The following is a 22,922-nucleotide window of genomic DNA, read 5'->3' as shown; positions in this document are numbered from 1 at the left end:
GCATCAGCGACCCACGAAAAGGACCCAGATGACCGACAGTGTTGTCGAGAACAAAGCCGGCCAGAAGAAAGCCGGCGAGATCGAGTACCGGATCGAGCACGACACCATGGGTGAGGTCCGGGTTCCGGTCAACGCCCTGTGGCGGGCCCAGACCCAGCGGGCAGTGGAGAACTTCCCGATCTCGTTCCGCCCGCTGGAGCGCACCCAGATCCGCGCGATGGGACTGCTCAAGGGCGCCTGCGCCCAGGTGAACAAGGACCTGGGCCTGCTGGCAGCCGAGAAGGCCGACGCCATCATCGCCGCCGCCGCCGAGATCGCCGACGGCCTGCACGACGACCAGTTCCCCATCGACGTCTTCCAGACCGGGTCGGGCACCAGCTCGAACATGAACGCCAACGAGGTCATCGCGTCCATCGCCGCGGCCAACGGCGTCACCATCCATCCCAATGACGACGTCAACATGTCGCAGAGCTCGAATGACACCTTCCCCACCGCCACCCATATCGCGGCGACCGAAGCCGCTGTGCGCCATCTGATCCCGGCGCTGGAGATCCTGCACGAGTCGCTGGCCGGCAAGGCACGGCAGTGGCGCACCACCGTCAAGTCCGGCCGCACCCACCTGATGGACGCCGTGCCGGTGACACTCGGCCAGGAGTTCGGCGGTTACGCCCGCCAGATCGAGGCAGGCATCGAGCGGGTGAAGGCGACGCTGCCCCGTCTGGGCGAGCTGGCCATCGGCGGTACCGCCGTCGGCACCGGCCTCAACGCACCCGACGGTTTCGGCGCCAAGGTCGTCGACGTGTTGGTGGATCAGACCGGCCTTGGCGAACTGCGCACCGCCGCCGACTCTTTCGAGGCTCAGGCCGCCCGCGACGGGCTGGTCGAGGCGTCCGGCGCGCTGAAGACCATCGCGGTGTCGCTGACCAAGATCGCCAATGACGTGCGCTGGATGGGCTCGGGCCCGCTGACCGGTCTGGGCGAGTTGCAGCTGCCGGACCTGCAGCCGGGTAGCTCGATCATGCCGGGCAAGGTCAATCCGGTGCTGCCGGAAGCGGTGACCCAGGTGGCCGCGCAGGTCATCGGCAATGACGCCGCGGTCACCGTCGGCGGGCTGTCCGGTGCGTTCGAACTCAACGTCTACATCCCGATGATGGCGCGCAACGTGCTGGAGTCGTTCACCCTGCTGGCCAATGTCTCGAAGTTGTTCGCCAGCAAGTGTATTGACGGCTTGGTGGCCAACGACGCGCACCTGCGCGAGCTGGCCGAGTCCTCACCGTCCATCGTGACGCCGCTGAACTCGGCGATCGGCTACGAGGAGGCCGCCAAGGTCGCCAAGGAAGCACTCAAGGAGCGCAAGACCATCCGCCAGACGGTGATCGACCGCGGACTGATCGGCGACAAGCTGTCCGAGGCGGAACTGGACAAGCGCCTCGACGTGCTGGCGATGGCGAAGGTCAAGCCGGGCGAATAACGACCGGCCCGCACGAGCAGACACAAATGGCCCCTGAAACAGGTGTTTCGGGGGCCATTTGCGTCTGCTCGGCAAGAAAGACAGGGGCCTAGCGCGTCGGCTCCGGCTCTTCGAAGGTGTCCGGGTGCTGGTTCTCCGCCGGTGACCACGCCGCGGTGTTGACCGCTGTCCCACCCATACCGGCCGCCGCCGCAGCGATATCCAGTGCGGTGGAGTGCGGCGCCGGCGGCTGCGGGGCCTCCGGTTGCGGTTCGTCGAGCCGGTAGTGCCGGGACAGCCGGTCGGCTTCGTCCACCGTGATGCCCTCGCCGACCCGCACCTTCGGCGCCTCCTTGACCGCGGCCTTGCTGACCGTGAGCGTCACCGCCCGGCCCTCCTGGCGAGAACCGCCCAGCGGGATCAGCATCTGAGACTTCCGGAACAGACCGGTGTGCACTTCGGCCCACTTCGGTTCGCGGCTACGACCGTCGACGAAGAGCCTGCCGATCTTGCCGATCTTGTCGCCCGAAACGTCGTAGGCGGTGGCGCCGACGTATTGATCCACCAGACTCGTCATGAGCGTGGAATAGCCATCGCGGGGCGGTGGCAAACAACAGGGGCGATTTCGGCGTGATCGGCTGCGGTGAACGCAACCGATCACGCCGAATTCACTCTCAGGGCAGGGCGTCGGGGGTGATCTCCTCGAGCATCTCGGTGACCAGTGCCGCGATCGGGGACCGCTCGCTGCGCATCAGCGTGATGTGGGCGAACAACGGATGCCCCTTCAGCTTCTCGATCACTGCGGCAACACCGTCGTGCCGGCCGACCCGCAGGTTGTCGCGCTGGGCGACATCGTGGGTGAGCACGACCCGCGAGCCCGACCCGAGCCGGGACAGCACCGTCAGCAGCACATTGCGTTCCAGCGACTGCGCCTCGTCGACGATCACGAACGAGTCGTGCAGCGACCGGCCGCGAATATGGGTGAGCGGCAACACTTCCAGCATCCCGCGGGAGAGCACTTCCTCCAGCACCGCCGGGCTGGCCAGCCCCTCCAGGGTGTCGAAGACGGCCTGTGCCCACGGGCCCATCTTCTCGCTCTCGCTGCCGGGCAGGTAGCCCAGATCCTGGCCGCCGACCGCGTACAGCGGCCGGAAGACCACCACCTTGCGCTGGGTGCGGCGTTCCAGCACCGCCTCCAGGCCGGCGCACAGCGCCAGTGCCGATTTACCGGTGCCGGCCTTGCCTCCGAGCGACACGATGCCCACGGATTCGTCGAGCAGCAGATCGAGGGCGACGCGTTGTTCGGCTGACCTTCCCCGGAGGCCGAACACTTCGCGATCGCCACGGACCAGCTGCACCCGTTTATCCGCGTTCACCCGGCCCAGCGCCGAGGAGTTGCCGCCGAGCAGCCGAACACCGGTGTGGCAGGGCAGGTCCCGCGCGGCCGCCAGGTCGAGGTCGCCCTCGGCGAACAGCGTGTCGATCTCCTCGGGTGCCGCGTCGAGCTCGCTCATGCCCGTCCAGCCGGAGGTGACGACGTCCTGGGCGTGGTACTCGTCGGCATCCAGGCCCACCGCACCCGCCTTGACGCGCAGCGGGATGTCCTTGCTCACCAGCGTGACGTTCTTGCCCTCGGCGGCCAGGTTGGCCGCGCAGGTCAGGATGCGCGCATCGTTGGTGTCGGTACGGAAGCCGACCGGCAGCACGGTGGGGTCACTGTGGTTCAGCTCGATGTGCAGCACACCACCGTGGCTTCCGACGGGGATCGGCTGATCCAGCCGCCCGTGCGCCAGTCTCAGGTCATCGAACAGACGTAGAGCCTGGCGGGCGAACCAGCCAAGTTCGTGATGGTGCCGTTTGGCCTCCAACTCGCTGATAACCACGAGAGGGACAACCACCTCATGCTCGGCGAACCGTGTGCATGCCCAGGGATCGGACAGCAGCACGGAGGTGTCGAGCACGTAGGTCCGGATCGGCGAATCGGTCACGAGGCGCTCCTAGACCTCCGCGGCCCCGCGGAAGCGTTTCGGCGGGCACCGCGGTACCGAGGACCGGGGCCGGTCCCGTTCTCGCGAAAAGATCGGTACCGCCCGGACAGCAAAGCAATTCGCTAGCCATCGGAATCGACGCTACTCCCGCTCTACGGGATGCGCTTGGCAGGCGCGCCGGGCCAACCGGCACAACAGGTTACGCGCCGGTGAACTCTCGTAACTCTGGTTCCTCGGCGACACCCCATGCGGCGATCAGGTCGGCGATAACAGCACGTCGGGCGGCGTCGTCGAAGATGCCGGCCTCGGCGATGGTGGCACGCTTGTCGGCGTAGGCCTCGATGTCCCCACCGAGGACGTCGAGCTCGGCGGCACGGCGGGCGATGGCGCTGACGGTCTCGGCCCGGGTGTCGGTGGCCAGGCAGTGCGCCACCAGGTTGGCGAAGAACTCCTCGTGGCGTTCCTCGTCGGCGGCGATCCGGCCGACGAGGCCCTTGAGGGTCGGCTCGGTGATCTGTGCCTGCAGGTTGCGGGTGAACACCGCATGCTCGCGCTCGAAGAACGTCATGAACACCAGGGTCTCGATCTGGGAGAAGCGATCGGCCCGGTAGCCCTTCATGACGTGCTCGACGCGCACGTCCTCATTGGCCGACGGGTCGATCTCGCGGGTGACCACCAGGTAGTTGCGCAGCGCGATGGCGTGCAGATGCTCCTCGGCGGTCCAGCGGCCGATCCAGCGGCCCCACTTCTCCTCGAGGATGAAGTGTTCGACGATCTCGCGGTGGTGCGCGGCGAGGTTGTCCTTGGTGATGAGCAGGATCTCGCAGGCATCGGTGACCGGCTTGGGCAGGGTCACCTGGGACGGATCCCAGTCCTTGCCGCCCAGGAAGGCGAAGTTCTCACCCTGATCGAAGGGCACATAGTCGTGGCCGTACCAGGGCTCCTCGGTGGCGAGGTGTCGCGACAGGTTCTCCGCCACGACCGGCTCGAGCTCAAGGATCAGCGCGTTGGCAACGGGTTTCTCAGCCATAAAAGTAACTGTAACCCGCATTCACACGTTTCTAAAAATCCTTCGACCGGCGTGTCAGAGGGTGAGTCCCGGATAGAGCGGGTTGGCCGCCAGGATCTCCGCCGACGCGGCGTGAACCCGATCGGCGACACCGTCGGCCAGCTTGTACTTGGCCTTCGACGGGCCGGTGGAGGCGGCGGCGGGCTCGGTGTTCTTCAGCACGTCGACAACGAGTTCGGCCACCCGGTCGAACTCGGCGGCACCGAAGCCGCGGGTCGTCAGCGCCGGAGTGCCGAACCGGATGCCGCTGGTGTACCAGGCGCCGTTCGGGTCGGCCGGAATGGAGTTGCGGTTGGTGACGACGCCGGCGTCCAGCAGTGCCGATTCGGCCTGCCGGCCGGTCAGCCCGAACGAGGTGACGTCGAGCAGCACCAGATGGTTGTCGGTGCCGCCGGTGACCAGTCGCGCCCCGCGCTTGAGGAAGCCGTCGGCCAGCGCCTTGGCGTTGTCGGCCACGGCCTGCGCGTACTCGCGGAACGCGGGCTGGCGGGCCTCGGCCAGCGCGACGGCCTTGGCCGCCATCACGTGCGAGAGCGGTCCGCCCAGCACCATGGGGCAGCCCTTGTCGACGGCGGGGGCGTACTCCTCGGTGGCCAGCACCAGGCCGCCGCGCGGTCCACGCAGCGACTTGTGCGTGGTGGTGGTGGTGACGTGGGCGTGCGGCACCGGATCTTCGTCGCCGGTGAACACCTTGCCGGCCACCAGACCGGCGAAGTGGGCCATATCGACCAGCAGGGTGGCGCCGACCTCGTCGGCGATCTCGCGCATGGTGGCGAAGTTGACCCGGCGCGGGTAGGCCGAGTAGCCGGCGACCAGGATCAGCGGCTTGAACTCGCGGGCCGCGGCGGCGACGGCGGCGTAGTCGATCAGGCCGGTCTCCGGGTCGGTGCCGTAGCTGCGCTGGTGGAACATCTTGCCGGACACGTTGGGCCGGAAGCCGTGGGTGAGGTGGCCGCCGGTTTCCAGCGACATGCCGAGCAGCCGCTGGTTGCCCAGCTTGGCGCGCAGCTTCTCCCAGTCCTGTTCGGACAGGTCGTTGACGTTCTTGGCGCCGAGTTCGGCCAGGCCCGGAGCCTCGATCCGGGTGGCCAGGATGGCCCAGTAGGCAACCAGGTTGGCGTCGATCCCGGAGTGCGGCTGGGCGTAGGCGTAGGGGGCGCCGAACAGTTCGCGGGCGTGCTCGGCGGCGAGTGCCTCGACGGTGTCGACGTTCTGGCAGGCCGCGTAGAAACGGTGCCCGATGGTGCCCTCGGCGTACTTGTCGGAGAACCAGGTGCCCATGGTCAGCAGCACCGCCGGGGAGGCGTAGTTCTCGCTGGCGATCAGCTTGAGCGAATCACGCTGGTCGGCAAGCTCTTTGCGGGTCGCGGCGGCGATGCGGGGCTCGACCGACTCGATCACGGCCAGCGCGGCCCGGTAGGCCTCGCTGGCGGTGGCGGCGTACTCAACACCCGGAGCGGTCAACGACGAGTCGGCAGTCATGCTGCCAGCCTATCGCCCTGGTATCACCGCAGGCTGGACGGGATCAGCGGCTCGTCGAGCAGTCGGCCGAACCGCTCGGTCAGCGAAACCCCGGCGGGCCGGTCGTCGATCCACGCCCGCAGCAGCCGGTACCCCTCGACATAGGTGCTGGTGTAGGCGCGCCACAGCGGGGAGGACAGAAAGCGCAGCATTTGGCGCGCCCGCTCGTCGCTGACCAGCAGCCATCGGCTCAGGTAGGCCGCGACATCGTCGATGTCGCGGTGCTCGTCGTGCAGCATCAGCGCCGCGTCCTGGCGCACATCGGCCAGCGCCGCGGCCGCCTCGGAGATCGCCGCCGAACGGTCACCGTCGAACCGCAGGCCCAGATCGGCGTAGATCTCGGCGGCCCAGCCGCCCCAGGACGGGCCCTGCACGGCATACAGCGCCAGATCGGCCAGCCCCTCGGCCATCAGGCATTGCGGGGTATTGACCAGGAAGATGGTCTGCTCGTCCTGGTGCAGGCCGGCCACCAACCCGGCCTCCTTGCGGCAGTGCTCGGTGTGGTGGCCGGGATAGGACTCGTGTGCGACGAGACGCGGCAGGTTCGACATCTGCTGTTTGAGGTCGGCGTTGACCGCGACGGTCGAGGTGTAGTCGCCGAGGTAGTAGTTGAAGCCCGACCACGGTTTGTCGGTGACCACCTCGTAGGTGATCGTCTCGCTCTCGGGCAGCGGATAGGTGGCGCGCACCGTGTCCCGCAGCGCCGAGGAGAACGCCTGGATGCACTCCTCGAGGCGCTCCGGCGGGATCTCCTCGCCGGCGCGGTAGGCCTGTAACCGCTGCGCCAGCGGACCGCTGCCGCCCAGCGCCTCGTCCAGCTTGGTGTGGGCGTCCCGATAGCGATCCGGGTCGCCCTTGGCGATATCGACGTCGAAGTATTCGCGGACCTCCTCGACGAATCCGACCTGCTCCCCGGCGAACTTGCGGCCGGCACACGCCAGCGCCTTCAGGTGCGCGGCCAGGTAGCCGGCGCGCTGCGCGTCGAGGCCCTCGGTGCTCGGCACCTCGGCCAGCAGCCGCCGGGCCTCGCGCGCCAGGTCGGCCGGGTCCGGGGTGGGCTCGTCGGCGACCTGGCGGCGCAGCGCCGGGTCGCCGGTGAAGGAGTCCACATAGCCCTCCTCGACCCGGTCGAACCGCAAGCCGAGCAGCAGGTACTCACGAATCAGCGTGCCCGAATCCATACCGGCGTTCATACCGTCAACGTTAGATGTAAGACTTGCGACATGCCGCGGCCCAGCGAGCCGAGCCCATATGTGGAGTTCGACCGGACCCAATGGCGCTCGCTGCGCATGGCGACGCCGCTCGCACTCAACGAATCCGAACTGACCGGCCTGCGCGGCCTCGGTGAGCAGATCGACCTGCTGGAGGTCGAAGAGGTCTATCTGCCGCTGGCCCGGCTGATCCATCTGCAGGTCGCCGCGCACCAACGGCTGTTCGCCGCCACCGCGGAGTTCCTCGGCGAGCAGCACACCGACCGGCCCGTGCCGTTCGTCATCGGGGTCGCCGGCAGCGTGGCCGTCGGCAAGTCGACCACTGCGCGTGTACTCAAGGCGCTGCTGGGCCGCTGGGAGCACCATCCTCGCGTCGACCTGGTGACCACCGACGGATTCCTGTACCCGAACTCCGAACTACTGCGCCGGAACATCATGCACCGCAAGGGTTTTCCGGAGAGCTACGATCGCCGGGCCTTGATGCGTTTCGTCACCGCGGTGAAGTCGGGTGCCGACAAGGCTTGCGCCCCGGTCTATTCGCACCTGATCTACGACATCGTGCCCGGCGAGAAGCAGATGATCCGGCAGCCCGACATCCTCATTCTGGAGGGCCTCAACGTGCTGCAGACCGGCCCGGCGCTGATGGTCTCGGATCTGTTCGATTTCTCGTTGTACGTCGATGCGCGCGTCGAGGACATCGAGGAGTGGTACATCTCGCGGTTCCTCTCGATGCGGGCCGGCGCATTCGCCAATCCGGCGTCGCACTTCCATCACTATTCGACGCTCACCGATGAGCAGGCGGTGTTCGCCGCCCGCGACATCTGGCATTCGATCAACCGCCCCAACCTGATCGAGAACATCCTGCCGACCCGGCCGCGCGCCACCCTGGTGCTGCGCAAGGACTCCGATCACTCCATCAACCGGCTGCGCCTGCGCAAGCTCTGACACGGCGATTTCGGCGTGTTTTCGTGCGCTCACCGCACGAAAACACGCCGAAATCGAGCTCAGATGCGACGCAGCCCGACGTACTGCAGCTCCGCCATCACCAGTGTGTAGAGGCCGGTGCCGATGACTGCCGCCACACCGATGCCGGTCAGCGGGAACACACCGGCGACTACCACCACGACGGCGATCACGGTGCACACCAGGTTGGCGATGACGGTGCCGATACCACCGGGACGGACCCGCTCGACGGCGGCCAGCGCGATGACGACGACGCCGTAGACCACGGAGAAGATGCCGACACCGCGTTCGACGGCCAGCGGCAGGCCGGTGATGTCGGCGGCCCAGCCGGCCGCGGCCAGCAGGCCGACGCCGGCGATCCCGACGATGAGCGCGTCGGCGCGCATGGCCAGGCGCAGGAACGCGTCGGGACGGGTGGATACGGCGGGGGCGGTGATGGTGGACATGGATCTTCCTTTCAAAGCTGACGATGAGTTCTTGACCGGTGTGGGACGCCGCCGCGTGCCTCGACACCCGGGCAACTGCGCCCCGGGTGCGCGGGACGTCCCGCACCGGTGGGCCGGAAGAGCTTCTGACGTCTTCGACCCTGCTCACGAAGCGCTGCCAGTTCGACACCGGACGCTGCCAATCACTGCCAGCCGCAGGTCAGCGGGCTTGGGGCACCAGTCCGCCGCGTAGATCTGCGGCGATCACGCGGGCTGCCGCGTTCTGCCAGTTGTGCAGCGAGCGTTGCGGCACCTCGGTGACCAACCACTGCCAGGCCTGGCGGGCCACCGGGTCGAGGCCGGCCGCGGTCGCGTTCTGCGCGTAGGCGCGGACCCCGACCACATAGGGGAAGTACAGCGAGTTGTAGTGCCGCCACTGCTCGCTGGTACCGAAGTCGCTGCCGTCGCGCGGTTTGAGCGCGGCGATGCGGTCGGCGAGCAGAGCCTTCAGTTCGTTGGCCCGCTCCAGCGGCTGATCCGGCGCGCCGCGGGCGGCCAGCCGGTCATCGATGGCCGGCAGCGCGGTCAGCGGGCTGGCGACGAGTTTGGACAGATCTCCGTAGTGCCCGAGCGCGCGGCGGGTCAGCCGGACGAAGGTGTCGTCGTCGACATCGTGGAGTGGGTTGCGCGACCGCAACGGCAGGGCCGCCTCGGTGCTGCGCAACGCGGCCCGCTCGGCCCGCAGCGCGGGTGCGTGGGAGAAGGCCAGCCGGTCCAGCACACCGGCCAGCGGGTCGGCCAGCACGTTGATCGCAATCGCGATGCCCAGGCTGGTGAACAGCAGCACGGTCAGCGCGGTCGCCGCGGACGGGCCCGCGACCGCCAGCCCGATGATCGCCTGCCCGCCGAAGAGCACCGCGACGGCGGCCGTCGCGGTGAAGGACCGCAGCATGTCCGCGCGCAGCGCCTGCCCCTCGTCGAAGGCGTCCCACAGCGCCACCGCGATCCCGAGCAGCGCGACGTCGAAACCGGTGGAGGCCAGCGCCAGCCCGCTCGGCAGCAATCCGAGCGGAATGATCAGGATCACGTTGGCCAGCGCGAAGAACAGCGTGGCCACCAACACGAAGCGCACCACCGGCACCGGCTGCGCCGGACGCAACATGGCGGTGACCATGGCGCCCAGCGACGGCAGCGACACCGCGCCGAACATCAGCCAATGACCGAGCCGAAGCGGCCCGTCGACGTCACCGGCCAGGGCGGCTCCGGTGAGGGCCACCGCGGCGACCGCGCCCACCAGCGCGATCTCGCGGACCCGTCCGCGCCAGGTGTCCGGCGGCCGGGACAGTTCGACGAGCACCGCGAACCAGGCGATCCCCGGCAGCGCCATCAGGTAGATCTCGATGCGGCCCAGCACGTCCGACTGGGTGACCACCCGCACCGCGTCGAGCGCGACCACCAGGGCGAAGCTGGTCAGCCCGGCGGCCGCCAGTACCAGCACCGGTTTGCGCGGGTCCCGCGCGAGCAGGTACAGCCCGAGCCACCAGCTGAGCGCGAACACGATCGCCGAGAGGCCCGCCACCGCAGTTACCTGCCGTGCCTGCGGTGCCGCATGGTGTAGTCGCGCAGCGCGCGCAGGAAGTCGACCCGGCGGAACGCCGGCCAGTGCGCCTCGGTGAACCACATCTCCGAATAGGCGCTCTGCCACAGCAGGAATCCGGAGAGACGTTGCTCACCGGAGGTCCGGATGACGAGATCGGGATCGGGCTGGCCCGAGGTGTACAGGTTCTCCGAGATCGCCTCGACGGTCACGGATTCCACGAGTTGCTCGGCGCTGGCACCGTTGGCCAGCTGCTTGCTCAGCAGCCCGCGCACCGCGTCGACGATCTCCTGCCGGCCGCCGTAGCCGACGGCGACGTTGACCTGTAACGCGCCGGGTGCGGCCGAGCCGACCGTGCCCTCCACGGCGTCGCGCAGCCGGCGGGCCGGCTCCTCGCCCAGCAGTTCCAGGTCACCGACGGTGCGCACACTCCAGCGGTTGGCCGGATCACAGATCTCCTCGACAACATCGGTGATGATGTCGATCAGCGCGCCCAGCTCCTCGGGGTCCCGCTGCAGGTTCTCCGTCGAGAGCAGATAGACCGTCGTCAGCTCGATACCCGCGGCCTGGCACCAGCGCAGCATCTCGGCGATCTTCGCCGCGCCCTTGCGGTAGCCGTAACTGACGTCGTCGAACCCGGCGTCACGGGCCCAGCGGCGATTTCCGTCACACAACACCGCGATGTGGCGCGGGAGCTCAGACCTGGCCTGCGCCAACTCTCTACGCAACCGCAGTTCATAGAGCCGGTAAGCCGGCTCCTTGAGTCGCGGCGGAATGATCTCCACAGCCAACAAGACTACTGTGATGAGCGGGCTGGTCCGTGCCACTCAGGGGAGGTGACATGACGGAATCGAGAAGCGCAGCGGGATCGCGTATCGAACCCGGGTCGATCGACACAAGCCGGCCGTACCGGTCAGCGGCGGTGCATCAAGCCGAAGATCTGCCCGAGGCCTTCGCCGACGGCGTCGCACAATTCCTGGGCCGGCCACGCGCACGCGGCTGGATCCACGTGTACTCGGCGTTCGTCGCGTTCGTCGCCGGGGCCGCGCTCGTCGCGGTGTCGTGGTCGCTGGAGTCGACGCGCGCCGGGCTGGCGACGCTGCTCTACACGTTCACCATCGTGGCGATGTTCGCCGTCAGCGGCACCTACCACCGGGTGACATGGCAATCGCCCAAGGCGCGCAAATGGATGAAGCGCCTGGATCATTCGATGATCTTCATCTTCATCGCGGGCAGCTACACGCCGTTCGCGCTGCTGGCACTGCCCGAATCCAAGGGCATGGTGCTGTTCTGGATCGTCTGGGGCGGCGCCATCGCCGGGGTGTTCCTCAAGATGTTCTGGCCGTCGGCGCCGCGCTGGGTGGGCGTGCCGCTCTACCTGCTGCTGGGCTGGGTCGCGGCGTGGTTCATCGGGCCGATCATGGACGGCGCCGGGCTGTCCGCGGTGGTGCTGCTGATCGTCGGCGGCGCGCTCTACAGCGTCGGCGGGGTGCTCTACGGGCTCAAGTGGCCCAACCCGTGGCCGACCACGTTCGGCCACCATGAGTTCTTCCACGCCTGCACCGCGGTCGCGGCCACCTGCCACTACATCGCGATGTGGTTCGCGGTCTTCTGACCTAGAGCTGCGTGATGTCCGCCGGACCCCAGAACGCCCGCATCGAGGTGATCTGGCCCTCGGCATTGAAAGCCATGATCTCGATCGGCTCGATGCGCATCGCACCGCCCACGGTGATGGCGAAGACGAACGCCGCCTCACTGCCGCCCGCGCGGAACGACAACAGCTCGGTCTTCACCTCGACACCGGCGACGTTCTTGTAGAACCCGGCGATCGCCTGCCGCCCGATGTGCACCTCGCCACCGCCCACCGGGTCCTCCAGGGTGGCGTCCTCGGCGTAGAGGGCGGCGACGTCATCGGCGCTGCCGGTGACGACGGTGTCCAGGTAGCGCTGGACGAAACCTTGCAAGACATCCGGCTCGAAGCTCATGAGCGGCAGGCTACACGGATGGCCCCGGGGCAGTTGGAGAAAGCGCGGCAGCGAGATCCTGCACCGTGGTGACGGGCAGATCGCAGACCCGTCCGCGGCACACGTAGGCGGCATCGTGCCCGCCCACCCGGTCGCGACCGGTCAGCAACTCCGATGAATCCACCGCGCCTCCGACGACCACGGCCCCGCCCGGTGCGAGCCTGCGCGCGGCGGCCAGGAGCTCCGAGTGCGCGGGGTCGCATGCCACGGCGATCTGGATCGGTCCGCGCACCGCGGCCTCCGCGACGGCAAGCCAATGTCCACCGGAGCGTGGAAGTTTGGCCAGCACCGTGGTCGCGGACGCCAGGGTGGCATCGGCGGCCGCGGCGTAGCGCGAGTCCCCGCTCAGGTGCGCCGCCAGCTGCAGTGCCTCGGCGATCGAGGACGCTCCGGACGGAGTGGCGCCGTCGAGCGGATCCGCCGGCCGCAGCATCAGCGTCTCGGCATCGTCGGCGGTGTCGAACCAGCGGCCCGGCCGCCCGGCATCGGCGAAATGTTCCAGCACGGTGTCGAGCAGGCCGGTGGCAGTGGTGAGCCAGGCCGACGCCCCGTTGCGCTGATACAGCCCGCACATCGCGGTGATCAGGGTCGCGTAGTCCTCCAGGATCGCCGAGCTCTCACCGACCACCCCACCGAGGCTCGCGCGGCGCAGCCGACCGCCGACCAGATGCAGGAGCAGCAACTCACGCGCGCATACCGTTGCGGCGTCGGCGTATTCGGGTTTGTCCAACGCCACCGAGGCCTCGATGAGCGCGATGATGGCCAGGCCGTTCCATGCCGTCACGACCTTGTCGTCACGGCCGGGCTGGGGACGCTGCGCGCGGGCGGCGAGCAACGCGTCCCGCACCCGCTCGAAGCGCGCCTGGTCGTCGGGATCGGCGGGTAGTTGCAGCACCGAGCTGCCGTGCTCGAAGGTGCCACCGGCCGTCACCCCGAAAAGTGAAGCGGCCCAGTCTGCGTCGGCGTCGCCCAGGACATCGCGGAGTTGCGCCGGTGTCCACGAGTAGGTGAGCCCCTCCACTCCGTCCGCGTCGGCGTCCAGCGATGAGGTGAACATGCCACCCGCACCGAGGCCGTCGATGATGAACCGGGCCGTCTCGTCGGTGATCTTGCGCGCCAGTGGATTTCCCGTGATCCGCGCCCAGTGCGCGTAGAACCGCAGCAGCAGCGCATTGTCGTAGAGCATCTTCTCGAAGTGCGGCACCACCCAGTCCGGGTCCACGCTGTAGCGGGCGAAACCGCCGGCGAGCTGGTCGTAGATACCGCCGCGCGCCATCGCCGTGCCGGCCCGTTCCACCGTGGCCAGCACCTCTTCCGAGGCGGTGCGTTCGTAGTGGCGCAGCAGCGCCTCCAGCACCGCCGAGGGCGGGAACTTGGGCGCTGCACCGAATCCGCCGCGCTGCACATCCTCATCGCGCAGTACCGCGGCCACCGCCTCATCGCACAACCGGGCTTCCAACGCCGGCCCGGTACCCGGCAGGCCCGCGCTCATCGCCCGCAGTTCCCCGGCGATCTCGTCGGAGGCCTGCTCGACCTCGCCGCGCCGCTGCTGCCAGGTCTCCTTGACGGCCGAAACAAGCTGCAGGAAACCTTCTTTGGGGTAGTAGGTGCCGCAGAAGAAGGGCCGGCCGTCCGGGGTCAGGAAACACGTCATGGGCCAGCCGCCCTGACCGGTCAGCGCGACGGTGGCGTTCATGTAGATGGCGTCCAGATCCGGACGCTCCTCGCGGTCGACCTTGATGCAGACGAAGTCGTCGTTCACGGCCGCCGCGACATCGGCGTCCTCGAAGGATTCGTGCGCCATCACATGGCACCAGTGACAGGCGGCGTACCCGACGGACAGCAGGATCGGCACGTCGCGGGCGGCGGCCTCGGCCAGCGCCTGCGCACCCCACTGCTGCCAGTGCACCGGGTTGTCCGCGTGCTGGCGAAGGTAGGGGCTGGTGGACTCGCCCAGGGTGTTACCCCTTGGTGTCACCCTTGAACTCACCTGCCGTGCCCTCGTCGACGGCCTGATCGGGTTCGGGATGCTCCGGGTCGAACGACTCCGGCAGCCGCTTGAGGTGCCGGTTCATCGACCAGACCAGCGCGAACGTGCCGATCAGCAAGAGCACCAGCACCAGCAGACCCACCGGGCTGGCCTTGCCGAAGTCCGGGCCGGTCTGGCGCGGCCCCTCCTCGGCCAGCAGGCCGGCGGCGATCAGGAGTAGGTCAGTCATGTTTTGATCCCTGCGAAAAGGTCGGTCTCGGGTAGCTGCACCGGCACACGAGACCGCGCGAGCTCGAATTCCTCGGTCGGCCACAGCCGCTGCTGCCACTCCATGGGCGTGGTGAAGAAGAAACTCTTCGGGTCGATCTGGGTGGCATGCGCGAGTAGGGCCTCATCACGCTGGGCGAAGAACTTCGCGCACTCCACCCGGGTGGTCACCCGCGCTTCGATCACGTCCTCCTCGGCGTCCCAGTTCTCCAGCCACTTGGCGAACGGGCCGTCCTGGCCGTGATTGGCGAACTCGTCCTGCAGGACCTGCATGCGCTGCCGCAGGAAACCGTGGTTGTAGTACAGCTTGGACACCGCCCACGGTTCCCCGGCTTCGGGGTAGCGCAGATGGTCGGCCGCGGCCTCGTAGGCGGCGACGGACACCTCGTGGCACCGGATGTGATCCGGGTGCGGGTACCCGCCGTTCTCGTCGTAGGTGGTCAGCACGTGCGGGCGGAACTCGCGGATGACCGCGACCAGCGCCTCGGTCGGCCCGTCCAGCGGCACGGTGGCGAAGGAACCCTCCGGCAGCGGCGGTAGCGGGTCGCCCTCGGGCAGCCCGGAGTCGACATAACCCAGCCAGCGGTGTTCTACACCCAGGATCTCGGCGGCCTTGGCCATCTCGTCGCGGCGCACCTCGTGGATGCGTCCGTGCACCTCAGGGATGTCCATCGCCGGGTTCAGGATGTCACCGCGTTCACCGCCGGTGAGGGTCACGACCATGACCCTGGCACCTTCGGCCGCGTACCGGGCGGTGGTGGCCGCGCCCTTGCTGGACTCGTCATCGGGGTGGGCGTGTACCGCCATCAAGCGCAATTCAGTCATCGTGTCTGATCCAACGAGGCGTCCCTCTCGCGTATGCCCACCGCTCTATAGTTCCAGCTGTAGTGGAACCAACTGACCGACGGGCACCCTTAACCTTGACCATCGAGCGTCCCACCGCCCGTTACGGGCGGCAGAAGTTGTCCCGACGCACCCGTCGCCGAGTGGTGATCGGGTTGTTCCTGCTGATTGTGACGGCAGGAGTGGTGATCGCGCTCATCGCGTTCCAGCGGTTCGGGACCGGAGATGTCAAAGGCGAGCTGGGCGGCTACAAGATCGTCGACGACGAGACCGTGGCGGTGACGATCACCGTCACCCGCGCCGATCCGTCGGTACCCGCGGTGTGCATCGTGCGGGCCCGATCCATCAACGGCGACGAGACCGGCCGCCGGGAGATTCTGGTGCCGCCGTCCAGCGAATCGTCGGTGGTGATCGACGCGGTGGTCAAATCCACGAAACCGCCGGTGGTCGGCGATATTTATGGCTGCGGCATCGACGTGCCCGGGTATCTGGTGGCACCCTAGAGACGTCCGCGGGACGAACAGCGAACTGCGAAATCGTGAAAACGGGTTGACGCGGCGGTGGTAAGCTAGGGCAATACACGGTTCCGGCTGGAGCCGTGTATTGCTGCATTAGCGCGCTGTCACGGCGCTTGCGATCGCGGCGATACACGACATTCCCACGCGATACAGCGCGCGAGAAAAGATCAACGACAGGAGCGCGAGGACATGACCGATACCCAGGTCACCTGGCTGACCGAAGAGGCTTTCGACCGTTTGAAGGCGGAGCTGGACCAGCTGATCGCCAACCGTCCCGTCATCGCCGCCGAGATCAACGATCGTCGTGAAGAGGGCGACCTGCGCGAGAACGGTGGCTACCACGCCGCCCGCGAGCAGCAGGGCCAAGAAGAAGCGCGCATCCGTCAGCTCCAGGAGCTGCTGAACAACGCCAAGGTCGGCGAGGCACCCAAGCAGTCCGGTGTCGCACTGCCCGGTTCGGTGGTGAAGGTGCAGTACGGCGACGACAAGGACGACACCGAGACGTTCCTGATCGCCACCCGCCAGGAGGGCGTCAGCGACGGCAAGCTCGAGGTGTATTCGCCGAAGTCTCCGCTGGGCGAGGCCCTGCTCGACGCCAAGGTCGGCGATACCCGCAGCTACACGATTCCCAATGGCAGCACCGTCACGGTGACCTTGCTGAGCGCGGAGCCGTACCACTCCTGAGCCCGTCCGCCGCGGCGGGACGATAGGTTTCTCCGGTGGCCCAGATCGCCGAGGACCTGTTCCTGCTGCTGCTCGACAACGCGTCGGCGCAGCCCGGGCTGGACCGGCAACGTAGGCAACGCGTGCTCGGCGCGGCCATCCTGCTGGACCTGGCCTGGGCGTGCCGCGTCCGGCCCGCCGTCGATGGCGAGCCGGTCGAACCCGGGCGTCTCGTCGCCTTGACCGGTTCGGGCCCACTGGATCCCGTCACCGGGCCGGCGCTGCAGCTGCTTTCGCAGCGGCCGTTGCGACCGTCTTCGGCCATCGCCAAGCTGAGCAGACACGCCGAGGATGCTCTGGTCGCACACCTGGAACGCAGCGGGCAGATCCGGCGGATCCCGTTGCCGTCCAAGGGCTTCAAGAAGGCCGTCGGGTTCACCGGAGGATCAGCGTATCCGCTGATGAGCCGAGATCGCGTCGGCCCGGCCCGGGCGGCGCTGCTGTCGGCCCTGTTCGACCGGCGCCCACCGGCCCCACCAACGGCGGCGATCATCTCGTTGCTGCACGCCACCGACGGTCTGGGCGCGCTGCTGAGCCTCAATGACCGCGGTTGGCGCTGGGTGCACGCCCGGGCCGGCGAGATCGCGTTGGGCAGCTGGGTCGACGAATCGCCCACCGCACTGGCCGAGGTCAATCTGGCCGTCACGGTGTCCGCGCTGCGGCCCGCCCTGGGCTCCTAGCGCAGCGCCTGCTCCAGATCGCCCAACAGGTCGGCGGACTCCTCGATGCCGACCGAGAGCCGGACCAGGTCGTCGGGCACCTCGAGCTGCGATCCGGCGGTGGAGGCGTGCGTCATCGCACCGGGATGCTCGATCAGCGACTCCACACCGCCCAACGATTCGGCGAGAATGAAGATCTCCGTCCGAGCACAGAAATCCTGGGCGGCGGTACGCCCGCCGCGCAGTCGCACCGACACCATGCCGCCGAAACCGGACATCTGAGTCGCCGCCACCTCGTGGTTGGGATGGCTGGGCAGCCCGGGATAGAGCACCGTGTCGATCGCCGGGTGCTCGGCCAGGAACTCGGCCACCTTGGCGGCGTTCTCGCTGTGCCGTTGCATGCGCAGCACCAGGGTCTTGAGGCCACGCATGGTCAGGTAGGCATCGAACGGGCCGGGCACAGCGCCCGCGCCGTTCTGCAGGAACGCGAACGCGGTGTCGAGTTCCTCGTCACTGGTCAGCAGCGCACCGCCGACGACGTCGGAATGCCCGCCGATGTACTTCGTCGTCGAGTGCAACACGATATCGGCGCCGAGGGTCAGCGGCTGCTGCAGCGCTGGCGAGGCAAAGGTGTTGTCCACCAGCAACTTCGCGCCCGCCCGGCGGGAAATCTCGGAGATCCCGGCGATATCGGCGATGGACAGCAGCGGGTTGGTGGGCGTTTCGACCCAGACCAGCTTGGTGTTCTCGGTGATCGCGGCCGTGACCGCGTCCAGATCACTCAGCGCCACCGGCGTGTAGTGAATCCCCCACTGGGTGAACACCTTGTCGATGAGGCGGAAGGTGCCACCGTAGGCGTCATCGGGGATGACGACGTGATCACCCGGACGCAGTACGGCGCGCAGCGCACAGTCGGTGGCCGCCATGCCCGAGGCGAAGGCGCGGCCGTAGTCCGCCTGCTCGACGGCGGCCAACGAGGCCTCCAGCGCGGCGCGGGTCGGGTTGCCGGTGCGGGCGTACTCGTAGCCACCGCGCAGCCCGCCCACCCCGTCCTGGGCGAAGGTGGAACTGGCGTAGATCGGGGCGTTGACGGCGCCGGTGGCCGGGTCGGGCCGGAACCCGGCGTGGATGGCCCGGGTCGCCAGACCCTGCCACCGGTGTGCGTCGTGCGCGCTGCGCTGTTCACCCATGCGGACCAGGGTAGTGGGGTCCGGCGAAAACGAAACGGGGCGTCCGCCGCTTTTCAGCCCCGGCGGCCGCCCCGTTCCTCGCGTTGCGATGACTACGGCGTCAGCGGTGCGACCTGTCCACCGGTGAGCCGCCGGAATGCGTAGACCTCGAACAGGATCGCGACCGGGGCGGCCACGATGATGCCGATACCGCACAGCAGCGATCCGACGAAGATGATCACCGCGAACAACAGCCAGGTGATCAGCACCTGGACGAAGTTGTTCTTGGTGATGTCGATGCTCGCCTTGATCGCGTCGATGGCCGAGAGGTTGCGGTCCAGCAGTGCGACGGTGGTGAAGAACGCGAAGATCGACACGATCAGACCGGGCAGATAGCACAGCGCGTTGCCGATCGCCGTCGCGACACCGACGAGCACGGTGGCGATGATGACGGGTCCGATGAGCCTCGGCTTGAAGAACGAGCCTGCCGTCACCGGAACGCCGTTGGCGATGTCCAGGATGCCGCCGATATAGGCCGACGAGATCGCCGCCAGCAGCACCAGCAGGATCAGGCCGCCGAGAGCGAGCACGATGAAACTGGCCACCCCGAATCCGGCGCTGTACTCGTAGCTGAAGCCCGAATCGTAGGAGTCGTAGGTCGTCACGCCGCTGGGCGCCAGCGCGAACGCCAGGCCGTAGACGATGCCGCCGACGATGCCCACGATGAGGGCGTACACCAGCGTCGGGACGATCAGCGCGGCGGCGTTCTTGCTGAACTTGTTCCACGCCCACGAGAACGCATCGCCGACGCTGTACTGCGCCGGCCCGCCGGGATAGCCCGCCGGCGGGTATCCGGCCGGCGGCGGGGGCGCGTAGCCGCCCTGCGGCGGAGGCGGCGGGGGGTAGCCGCCCTGCGGGGGTGGTGGGTAGCCACCCTGCGGCGGTGGCGGATAGCCGCCCTGCGGCGGAGGCGGGTAGTTGCCCTGCGGAGGCGGCGGGTAATCGCCTTGCGGTGGCGGGTAGTTGCCTTGCGGCGGTGGGTAATTACCCGGAGGCGGATAGCCGCCCGGGGTGGGACGTTCTCGGGGGTGGCGGGAATCCGCCCGGCGGGGTGGGTGGTTGAGTCATGTCACCTTCTCGTGGGACTGGTAGCTGACAGTGAAACTCCGGGCCGCGCAGGATCTGCGCGGGCCGATGCCTGCAGTGAGCCTATGACACTCCGGCCCGCCTGCGGCTTTCATGATCACTTTCATGATCACTACGGTGTCAGCGGCGCGACGAAGCCCCCGCTCAGCTTGCGGTAGGCGTACACCGTCACCAGTGCGATCACCGGGTACGCGACGATCAAGCCGACCAGACACGCCAGCACACCCAGGATGCCGATACCGATGGTGGTCAACCAGGTGAGTGCCACCGGGCCGAAGTTGGCCTTGGCCATGTTGAAGCTGGTGCTCAGCCCGTCGATACCTGACACGTTGCGATCGACGACGACGGCCGTGGTGAAGAACAGCATGATGGTGGCGATCACGCCGGGCACGATGCACAGCAACACACCGATCGCCACGATGATGCTGGACAGGACCGACGCGATGATGACGTTGACGACATTCCGCGGTTTGAAGAACGATCCGATCTCCACCGGTTGGCCGTTGGCGATGTCGAGCATGCCGCCGATATAGGCCGACTGGACCACTGCCGCCACGATCACCGTGACGATGCCGCCGATGACGGAGACGACGATGCCGCCGAGACCCATCGAGATGCTGGCCGAATAACCGTCGCCGTAGGACGAGCTGTCCACGGTGCTGAATGCCGTGGAGATCGTTTGAATCACGCCCTGCAGCACCGCATAGACCACACCAAACACCAAGGTGGGAACCAGGATGGCCGCAGCGTTCTTGCTGAACTTGTTCCACGCCCAGGAGACCGCGTCGCCGACCCGGTAGGCAGGTGCGCCGAATCCGGGCGGCCCCGGCATCGGGTAGCCCGGCGGCGGGTAATTGCCTTGCTGCGGCGGGTAGTTCCCCGGAGGCGGTGGGTAAGCACCCGGCGGCGGGTAACTGCCTTGCGGCGGCGGGTAGTTCCCCGGAGGTGGCGGGTAGCTACCCGGCGGCGGGTAAGCGCCCGGCGGCGGCGGGTAATTGCCTTGCGGGGGCGGGTATCCGCCCGGGGCGGGCTGTCCTCCGGGGGTGGCGGGAATCCGCCCGGCGGGGGTGGTGGTTGAGTCATGTCACCTTCTCTTTGCGTTGTGGCGGAGAGTGAAACACCGGCCTGCAGAAGTCAATCCGCGGGCCGGCGCTTCCGGGAATCCTGCTGCTGCGGTCGATGTCAGAGCGGCAGACAGACCGTCTTGATGATCTTGTCGGCGATCGTCTGGCGCTTGGCGTCCCACAGCGGGAACAGGTAGCCGATGTAGCAGATGACGGCGTCCACCACGTGCGCCAGCTGCCGCACGATGGACATACCGAATCCTATTGGCTGGCCGGTGTTTTCGCTGACAACCTTGAACTTCAGGATGCTCTTGCCGATGCTCGACCCGGTCGTGCCCTGCCGGTAGCCGTAGTTCCAGATGATGTAGGCGAGCGCCAGAATCCAGGTGATCGCGAACGATACCTGGCCCAGCGTCGAGGCGCCGGTGGCACAGAACTCACCGAGGTCGTATTCCGAGGTATCGGTGACACACACCGTCTCTCGGGTTCCGAGCAGCAGGCCGTAGCCGATGCCCTCCAGGATCGCCACCGGGATGATGTCGATGATCCACGCCAGCACCCGGGTCAACCACGGTGTGTAGGCCTCTTTGGGCAGTCCCCCGCCGGGGGGCGGTCCGCCGTATCCCCCGCCGGGAGGCGGAGGTGGGGGCGGAAATCCACCCTGCGGAGGCGGCGGATAACCACCGGGCGGCGGAGGCGGAGGCGGCGGGTAATTCCCGGGAGGTGGTGGCGGTTGCTCGGTCATTGGCGCCTTCCAGGTGAGGAAACTAGCTGGCCCTGCGGCGAGTAACCCTACCTGAGAACGTGCACCGTTTGGCGTCGCTCGCGCCAACTTCATCTACTGGATACGGCACCGACGGAAGCCTTGTTTGCCAACGCAATCAGTGCGATTTGCCCGGTCAGCGCTGCGGAGCACCCTCGGACAGCGATCCCAACAGGTCGTGGCGAGTGAGCACGCCGATCGGCTTGCCGTCCTCGACCACCATGACGGCGTCGCAGTCGCGCAGCTCTTTTGCCGCGGTACCGAGCAGCTCACCGGATCCGATGAGCGGCAAGGGCTCACTCATGTGCAGTGCCACGGCGTCCGCCAGCTTTGCTCGCCCTTCGAAAACCGCTGAGAGCAGCTCCCTTTCGGACACACTTCCGGCAACCTCGCCGGCCATCACCGGCGGCTCGGCACCCACCACCGGCATCTGCGACACCCCGTATTCGCGCAGGATGCTGATCGCGTCACGCACCGTCTCGGACGGATGGGTATGCACCAGGTCCGGCAGCGCACCGGACTTGCGGCGCAACACCTCTCCGACGGTGACATCCTCGACCGAACCGTCCAGCCGGCTGCGCAGGAAGCCGTAGGACGACATCCATGCGTCGTTGAAAACCTTTGACAGGTAACCGCGCCCGCCGTCGGGGAGCAGCACCACCACCAACGCGTCGGGTCCGGCCTCCTCGGCCACCTTCAGCGCGGCCACCGCGGCCATCCCGCACGACCCGCCGACCAGCAGCGCCTCCTCGCGGGCCAGCCGCCGGGTCATCTCGAAGGAATCCGCGTCGGAGACGGCGATGATCCGGTCCGGGACGGCGGGATCGTATGCGCTGGGCCAGAAATCCTCACCGACGCCCTCCACGAGATAGGGACGACCGGTACCGCCCGAGTACACCGAGCCCTCCGGGTCGGCACCGATGATCTGTACGCGACCGTCCGACACCTCCTTGAGGTAACGGCCGGTGCCGGTGATGGTCCCGCCGGTGCCTACCCCCGCGACGAAGTGCGTGATCTTGCCATCGGTGTCTGCCCAGATCTCCGGGCCGGTGGTCTCGTAGTGGCTCTCCGGGCCCATCGGGTTCGAGTACTGGTCGGGCTTCCAGGCACCGTCGATCTCCTCGACCAGCCGGTTGGACACGCTGTAGTAGCTCGCCGGATCATCGGGGGCGACGGCGGTCGGGCACACCACCACCTCGGCGCCGTAGGCCCGCAGCACGTTGCGCTTGTCCTCGCTGACCTTGTCCGGGCAGACGAAGACACACCGGTAGCCGCGCTGCTGAGCGACCAGGGCCAGCCCGACACCGGTATTGCCGGAGGTGGGTTCGACGATGGTGCCGCCGGGTTTGAGCTCCCCGGATGCCTCGGCGGCGTCGATCATCTTGATCGCGATGCGATCCTTGGCGCTGCCGCCCGGGTTGAGGTACTCGATCTTCGCCGCGACCAGGGCCGACCCCGGTGCAACCACCGAGTTCAGCTGGACCAACGGGGTATTGCCGATGAGCTCACTGATGTGCCTGGCGATACGCATA

General features: G+C 67.9%; 23 protein-coding genes. 6 read left to right on the top strand and 17 right to left on the bottom strand.

Annotation, left to right across the window (positions count from 1 at the left end; translation table 11 throughout):
- Positions 1–28: 28 nt before the first annotated feature.
- Complete coding sequence (locus EXE63_RS22330) at positions 29–1,471, top strand: class II fumarate hydratase (RefSeq protein ID WP_168143725.1); 1,443 nt, start codon at positions 29–31, stop codon at positions 1,469–1,471.
- An 88-nt stretch (positions 1,472–1,559) separates the two neighbouring features.
- Here the strand turns inward: EXE63_RS22330 and EXE63_RS22325 are convergent, their stop codons facing one another.
- The 5 genes from EXE63_RS22325 to EXE63_RS22305 form a co-directional block, all read right to left on the bottom strand.
- Complete coding sequence (locus tag EXE63_RS22325) at positions 1,560–2,027, bottom strand: PRC-barrel domain-containing protein (protein WP_168143724.1); 468 nt, start codon at positions 2,025–2,027, stop codon at positions 1,560–1,562.
- 97 nt (positions 2,028–2,124) lie between these two features.
- On the bottom strand, positions 2,125–3,438 hold the full coding sequence (phoH2, locus tag EXE63_RS22320; RefSeq protein ID WP_168143723.1) for an RNA 5'-3' helicase PhoH2: 1,314 nt from the start codon (positions 3,436–3,438) through the stop codon (positions 2,125–2,127).
- A gap of 199 nt (positions 3,439–3,637) precedes the next feature.
- Positions 3,638–4,468 carry an acyl-ACP desaturase gene (locus EXE63_RS22315; protein ID WP_168143722.1) on the bottom strand — a complete coding sequence of 277 codons (831 nt, stop codon included), beginning with the start codon at positions 4,466–4,468 and terminating at the stop codon, positions 3,638–3,640.
- Between the two features lie 54 nt (positions 4,469–4,522).
- A complete protein-coding gene (locus EXE63_RS22310) occupies positions 4,523–5,989 on the bottom strand; it encodes a glycine hydroxymethyltransferase (RefSeq protein ID WP_168143721.1) in 1,467 nt (488 codons plus the stop codon).
- Positions 5,990–6,012: 23 nt separating this feature from the next.
- Positions 6,013–7,221 (bottom strand): DUF885 domain-containing protein, encoded by a 1,209-nt coding sequence (locus EXE63_RS22305; RefSeq protein WP_234904230.1) that lies wholly within the window; start codon positions 7,219–7,221, stop codon positions 6,013–6,015.
- Between the two features lie 30 nt (positions 7,222–7,251).
- Between EXE63_RS22305 and coaA the strand changes: the two genes are divergently transcribed.
- A complete protein-coding gene (gene coaA / locus EXE63_RS22300; RefSeq protein WP_168143720.1) occupies positions 7,252–8,184 on the top strand; it encodes a type I pantothenate kinase in 933 nt (310 codons plus the stop codon).
- A gap of 59 nt (positions 8,185–8,243) precedes the next feature.
- On the opposite strand, the gene EXE63_RS22295 is transcribed toward coaA, so the two are convergent.
- The 3 genes from EXE63_RS22295 to EXE63_RS22285 form a co-directional block, all read right to left on the bottom strand.
- Positions 8,244–8,648, bottom strand: coding sequence for a hypothetical protein (locus EXE63_RS22295; protein WP_168143719.1), 405 nt, complete (start codon positions 8,646–8,648; stop codon positions 8,244–8,246).
- A 199-nt stretch (positions 8,649–8,847) separates the two neighbouring features.
- Complete coding sequence (locus tag EXE63_RS22290; RefSeq protein ID WP_168143718.1) at positions 8,848–10,206, bottom strand: hypothetical protein; 1,359 nt, start codon at positions 10,204–10,206, stop codon at positions 8,848–8,850.
- Positions 10,207–10,211: 5 nt separating this feature from the next.
- Entirely contained in the window at positions 10,212–11,009 is a 798-nt protein-coding gene (locus tag EXE63_RS22285) for a (2Z,6E)-farnesyl diphosphate synthase (protein ID WP_168143717.1), read from the bottom strand.
- A 56-nt stretch (positions 11,010–11,065) separates the two neighbouring features.
- On the opposite strand from EXE63_RS22285, the gene trhA reads away from it, so the two are divergent.
- A complete protein-coding gene (gene trhA, locus EXE63_RS22280; protein WP_234904229.1) occupies positions 11,066–11,839 on the top strand; it encodes a PAQR family membrane homeostasis protein TrhA in 774 nt (257 codons plus the stop codon).
- Between the two features lies 1 nt (position 11,840).
- On the opposite strand, the gene EXE63_RS22275 is transcribed toward trhA, so the two are convergent.
- The 4 genes from EXE63_RS22275 to mca are packed head-to-tail and all read right to left on the bottom strand — an operon-like array spanning position 11,841 to position 15,330.
- On the bottom strand, positions 11,841–12,209 hold the full coding sequence (locus tag EXE63_RS22275; protein ID WP_168143716.1) for a nuclear transport factor 2 family protein: 369 nt from the start codon (positions 12,207–12,209) through the stop codon (positions 11,841–11,843).
- Between the two features lie 10 nt (positions 12,210–12,219).
- Positions 12,220–14,226, bottom strand: coding sequence for a thioredoxin domain-containing protein (locus EXE63_RS22270; protein WP_168143715.1), 2,007 nt, complete (start codon positions 14,224–14,226; stop codon positions 12,220–12,222).
- Positions 14,210–14,467 carry a hypothetical protein gene (locus EXE63_RS22265; RefSeq protein WP_168143714.1) on the bottom strand — a complete coding sequence of 86 codons (258 nt, stop codon included), beginning with the start codon at positions 14,465–14,467 and terminating at the stop codon, positions 14,210–14,212. The genes EXE63_RS22270 and EXE63_RS22265 overlap by 17 nt, the downstream gene beginning before the upstream one ends.
- Positions 14,464–15,330, bottom strand: coding sequence for a mycothiol conjugate amidase Mca (gene mca / locus EXE63_RS22260; protein WP_168143713.1), 867 nt, complete (start codon positions 15,328–15,330; stop codon positions 14,464–14,466). Before mca ends, EXE63_RS22265 begins: the two co-directional genes overlap by 4 nt.
- 95 nt (positions 15,331–15,425) lie before the next feature.
- Between mca and EXE63_RS22255 the strand changes: the two genes are divergently transcribed.
- The 3 genes from EXE63_RS22255 to EXE63_RS22245 all read left to right on the top strand — a co-directional run bounded on the left by EXE63_RS22255 (position 15,426) and on the right by EXE63_RS22245 (position 17,269).
- Positions 15,426–15,851, top strand: a complete 426-nt coding sequence (locus tag EXE63_RS22255) for a DUF4307 domain-containing protein (protein WP_168143712.1) — start codon at positions 15,426–15,428, stop codon at positions 15,849–15,851.
- A gap of 204 nt (positions 15,852–16,055) precedes the next feature.
- Complete coding sequence (gene greA / locus EXE63_RS22250; RefSeq protein WP_168143711.1) at positions 16,056–16,550, top strand: transcription elongation factor GreA; 495 nt, start codon at positions 16,056–16,058, stop codon at positions 16,548–16,550.
- Between the two features lie 35 nt (positions 16,551–16,585).
- Positions 16,586–17,269, top strand: coding sequence for a GOLPH3/VPS74 family protein (locus EXE63_RS22245; protein WP_168143710.1), 684 nt, complete (start codon positions 16,586–16,588; stop codon positions 17,267–17,269).
- Here the strand turns inward: EXE63_RS22245 and EXE63_RS22240 are convergent.
- The 5 genes from EXE63_RS22240 to EXE63_RS22220 all read right to left on the bottom strand — a co-directional run bounded on the left by EXE63_RS22240 (position 17,266) and on the right by EXE63_RS22220 (position 22,921).
- Complete coding sequence (locus EXE63_RS22240) at positions 17,266–18,438, bottom strand: cystathionine gamma-synthase (protein WP_168143709.1); 1,173 nt, start codon at positions 18,436–18,438, stop codon at positions 17,266–17,268. The genes EXE63_RS22245 and EXE63_RS22240 overlap by 4 nt on opposite strands.
- A 92-nt stretch (positions 18,439–18,530) precedes the next feature.
- The gene (locus tag EXE63_RS33630) at positions 18,531–19,139 is read right to left on the bottom strand and encodes a DUF2189 domain-containing protein (protein WP_436277679.1); all 609 of its coding nucleotides are present in this window, start codon (positions 19,137–19,139) and stop codon (positions 18,531–18,533) included.
- Between the two features lie 536 nt (positions 19,140–19,675).
- Entirely contained in the window at positions 19,676–20,395 is a 720-nt protein-coding gene (locus tag EXE63_RS22230) for a DUF2189 domain-containing protein (RefSeq protein ID WP_168143708.1), read from the bottom strand.
- Between the two features lie 350 nt (positions 20,396–20,745).
- Positions 20,746–21,372: an Rv1078 family RDD domain-containing protein gene (locus EXE63_RS22225; protein ID WP_168143707.1), complete on the bottom strand. Its 627-nt coding sequence runs from the start codon at positions 21,370–21,372 to the stop codon at positions 20,746–20,748.
- A gap of 154 nt (positions 21,373–21,526) precedes the next feature.
- Positions 21,527–22,921, bottom strand: coding sequence for a cystathionine beta-synthase (locus tag EXE63_RS22220; RefSeq protein ID WP_168143706.1), 1,395 nt, complete (start codon positions 22,919–22,921; stop codon positions 21,527–21,529).
- Position 22,922: the final 1 nt, after the last annotated feature.

Source organism: Mycolicibacterium frederiksbergense (genome assembly GCF_012223425.1).
Lineage (GTDB): Bacteria > Actinomycetota > Actinomycetes > Mycobacteriales > Mycobacteriaceae > Mycobacterium > Mycobacterium frederiksbergense.
Note: the sequence above shows the minus strand (reverse complement) of the source record. Positions and strands in the feature narration are given on the sequence as shown.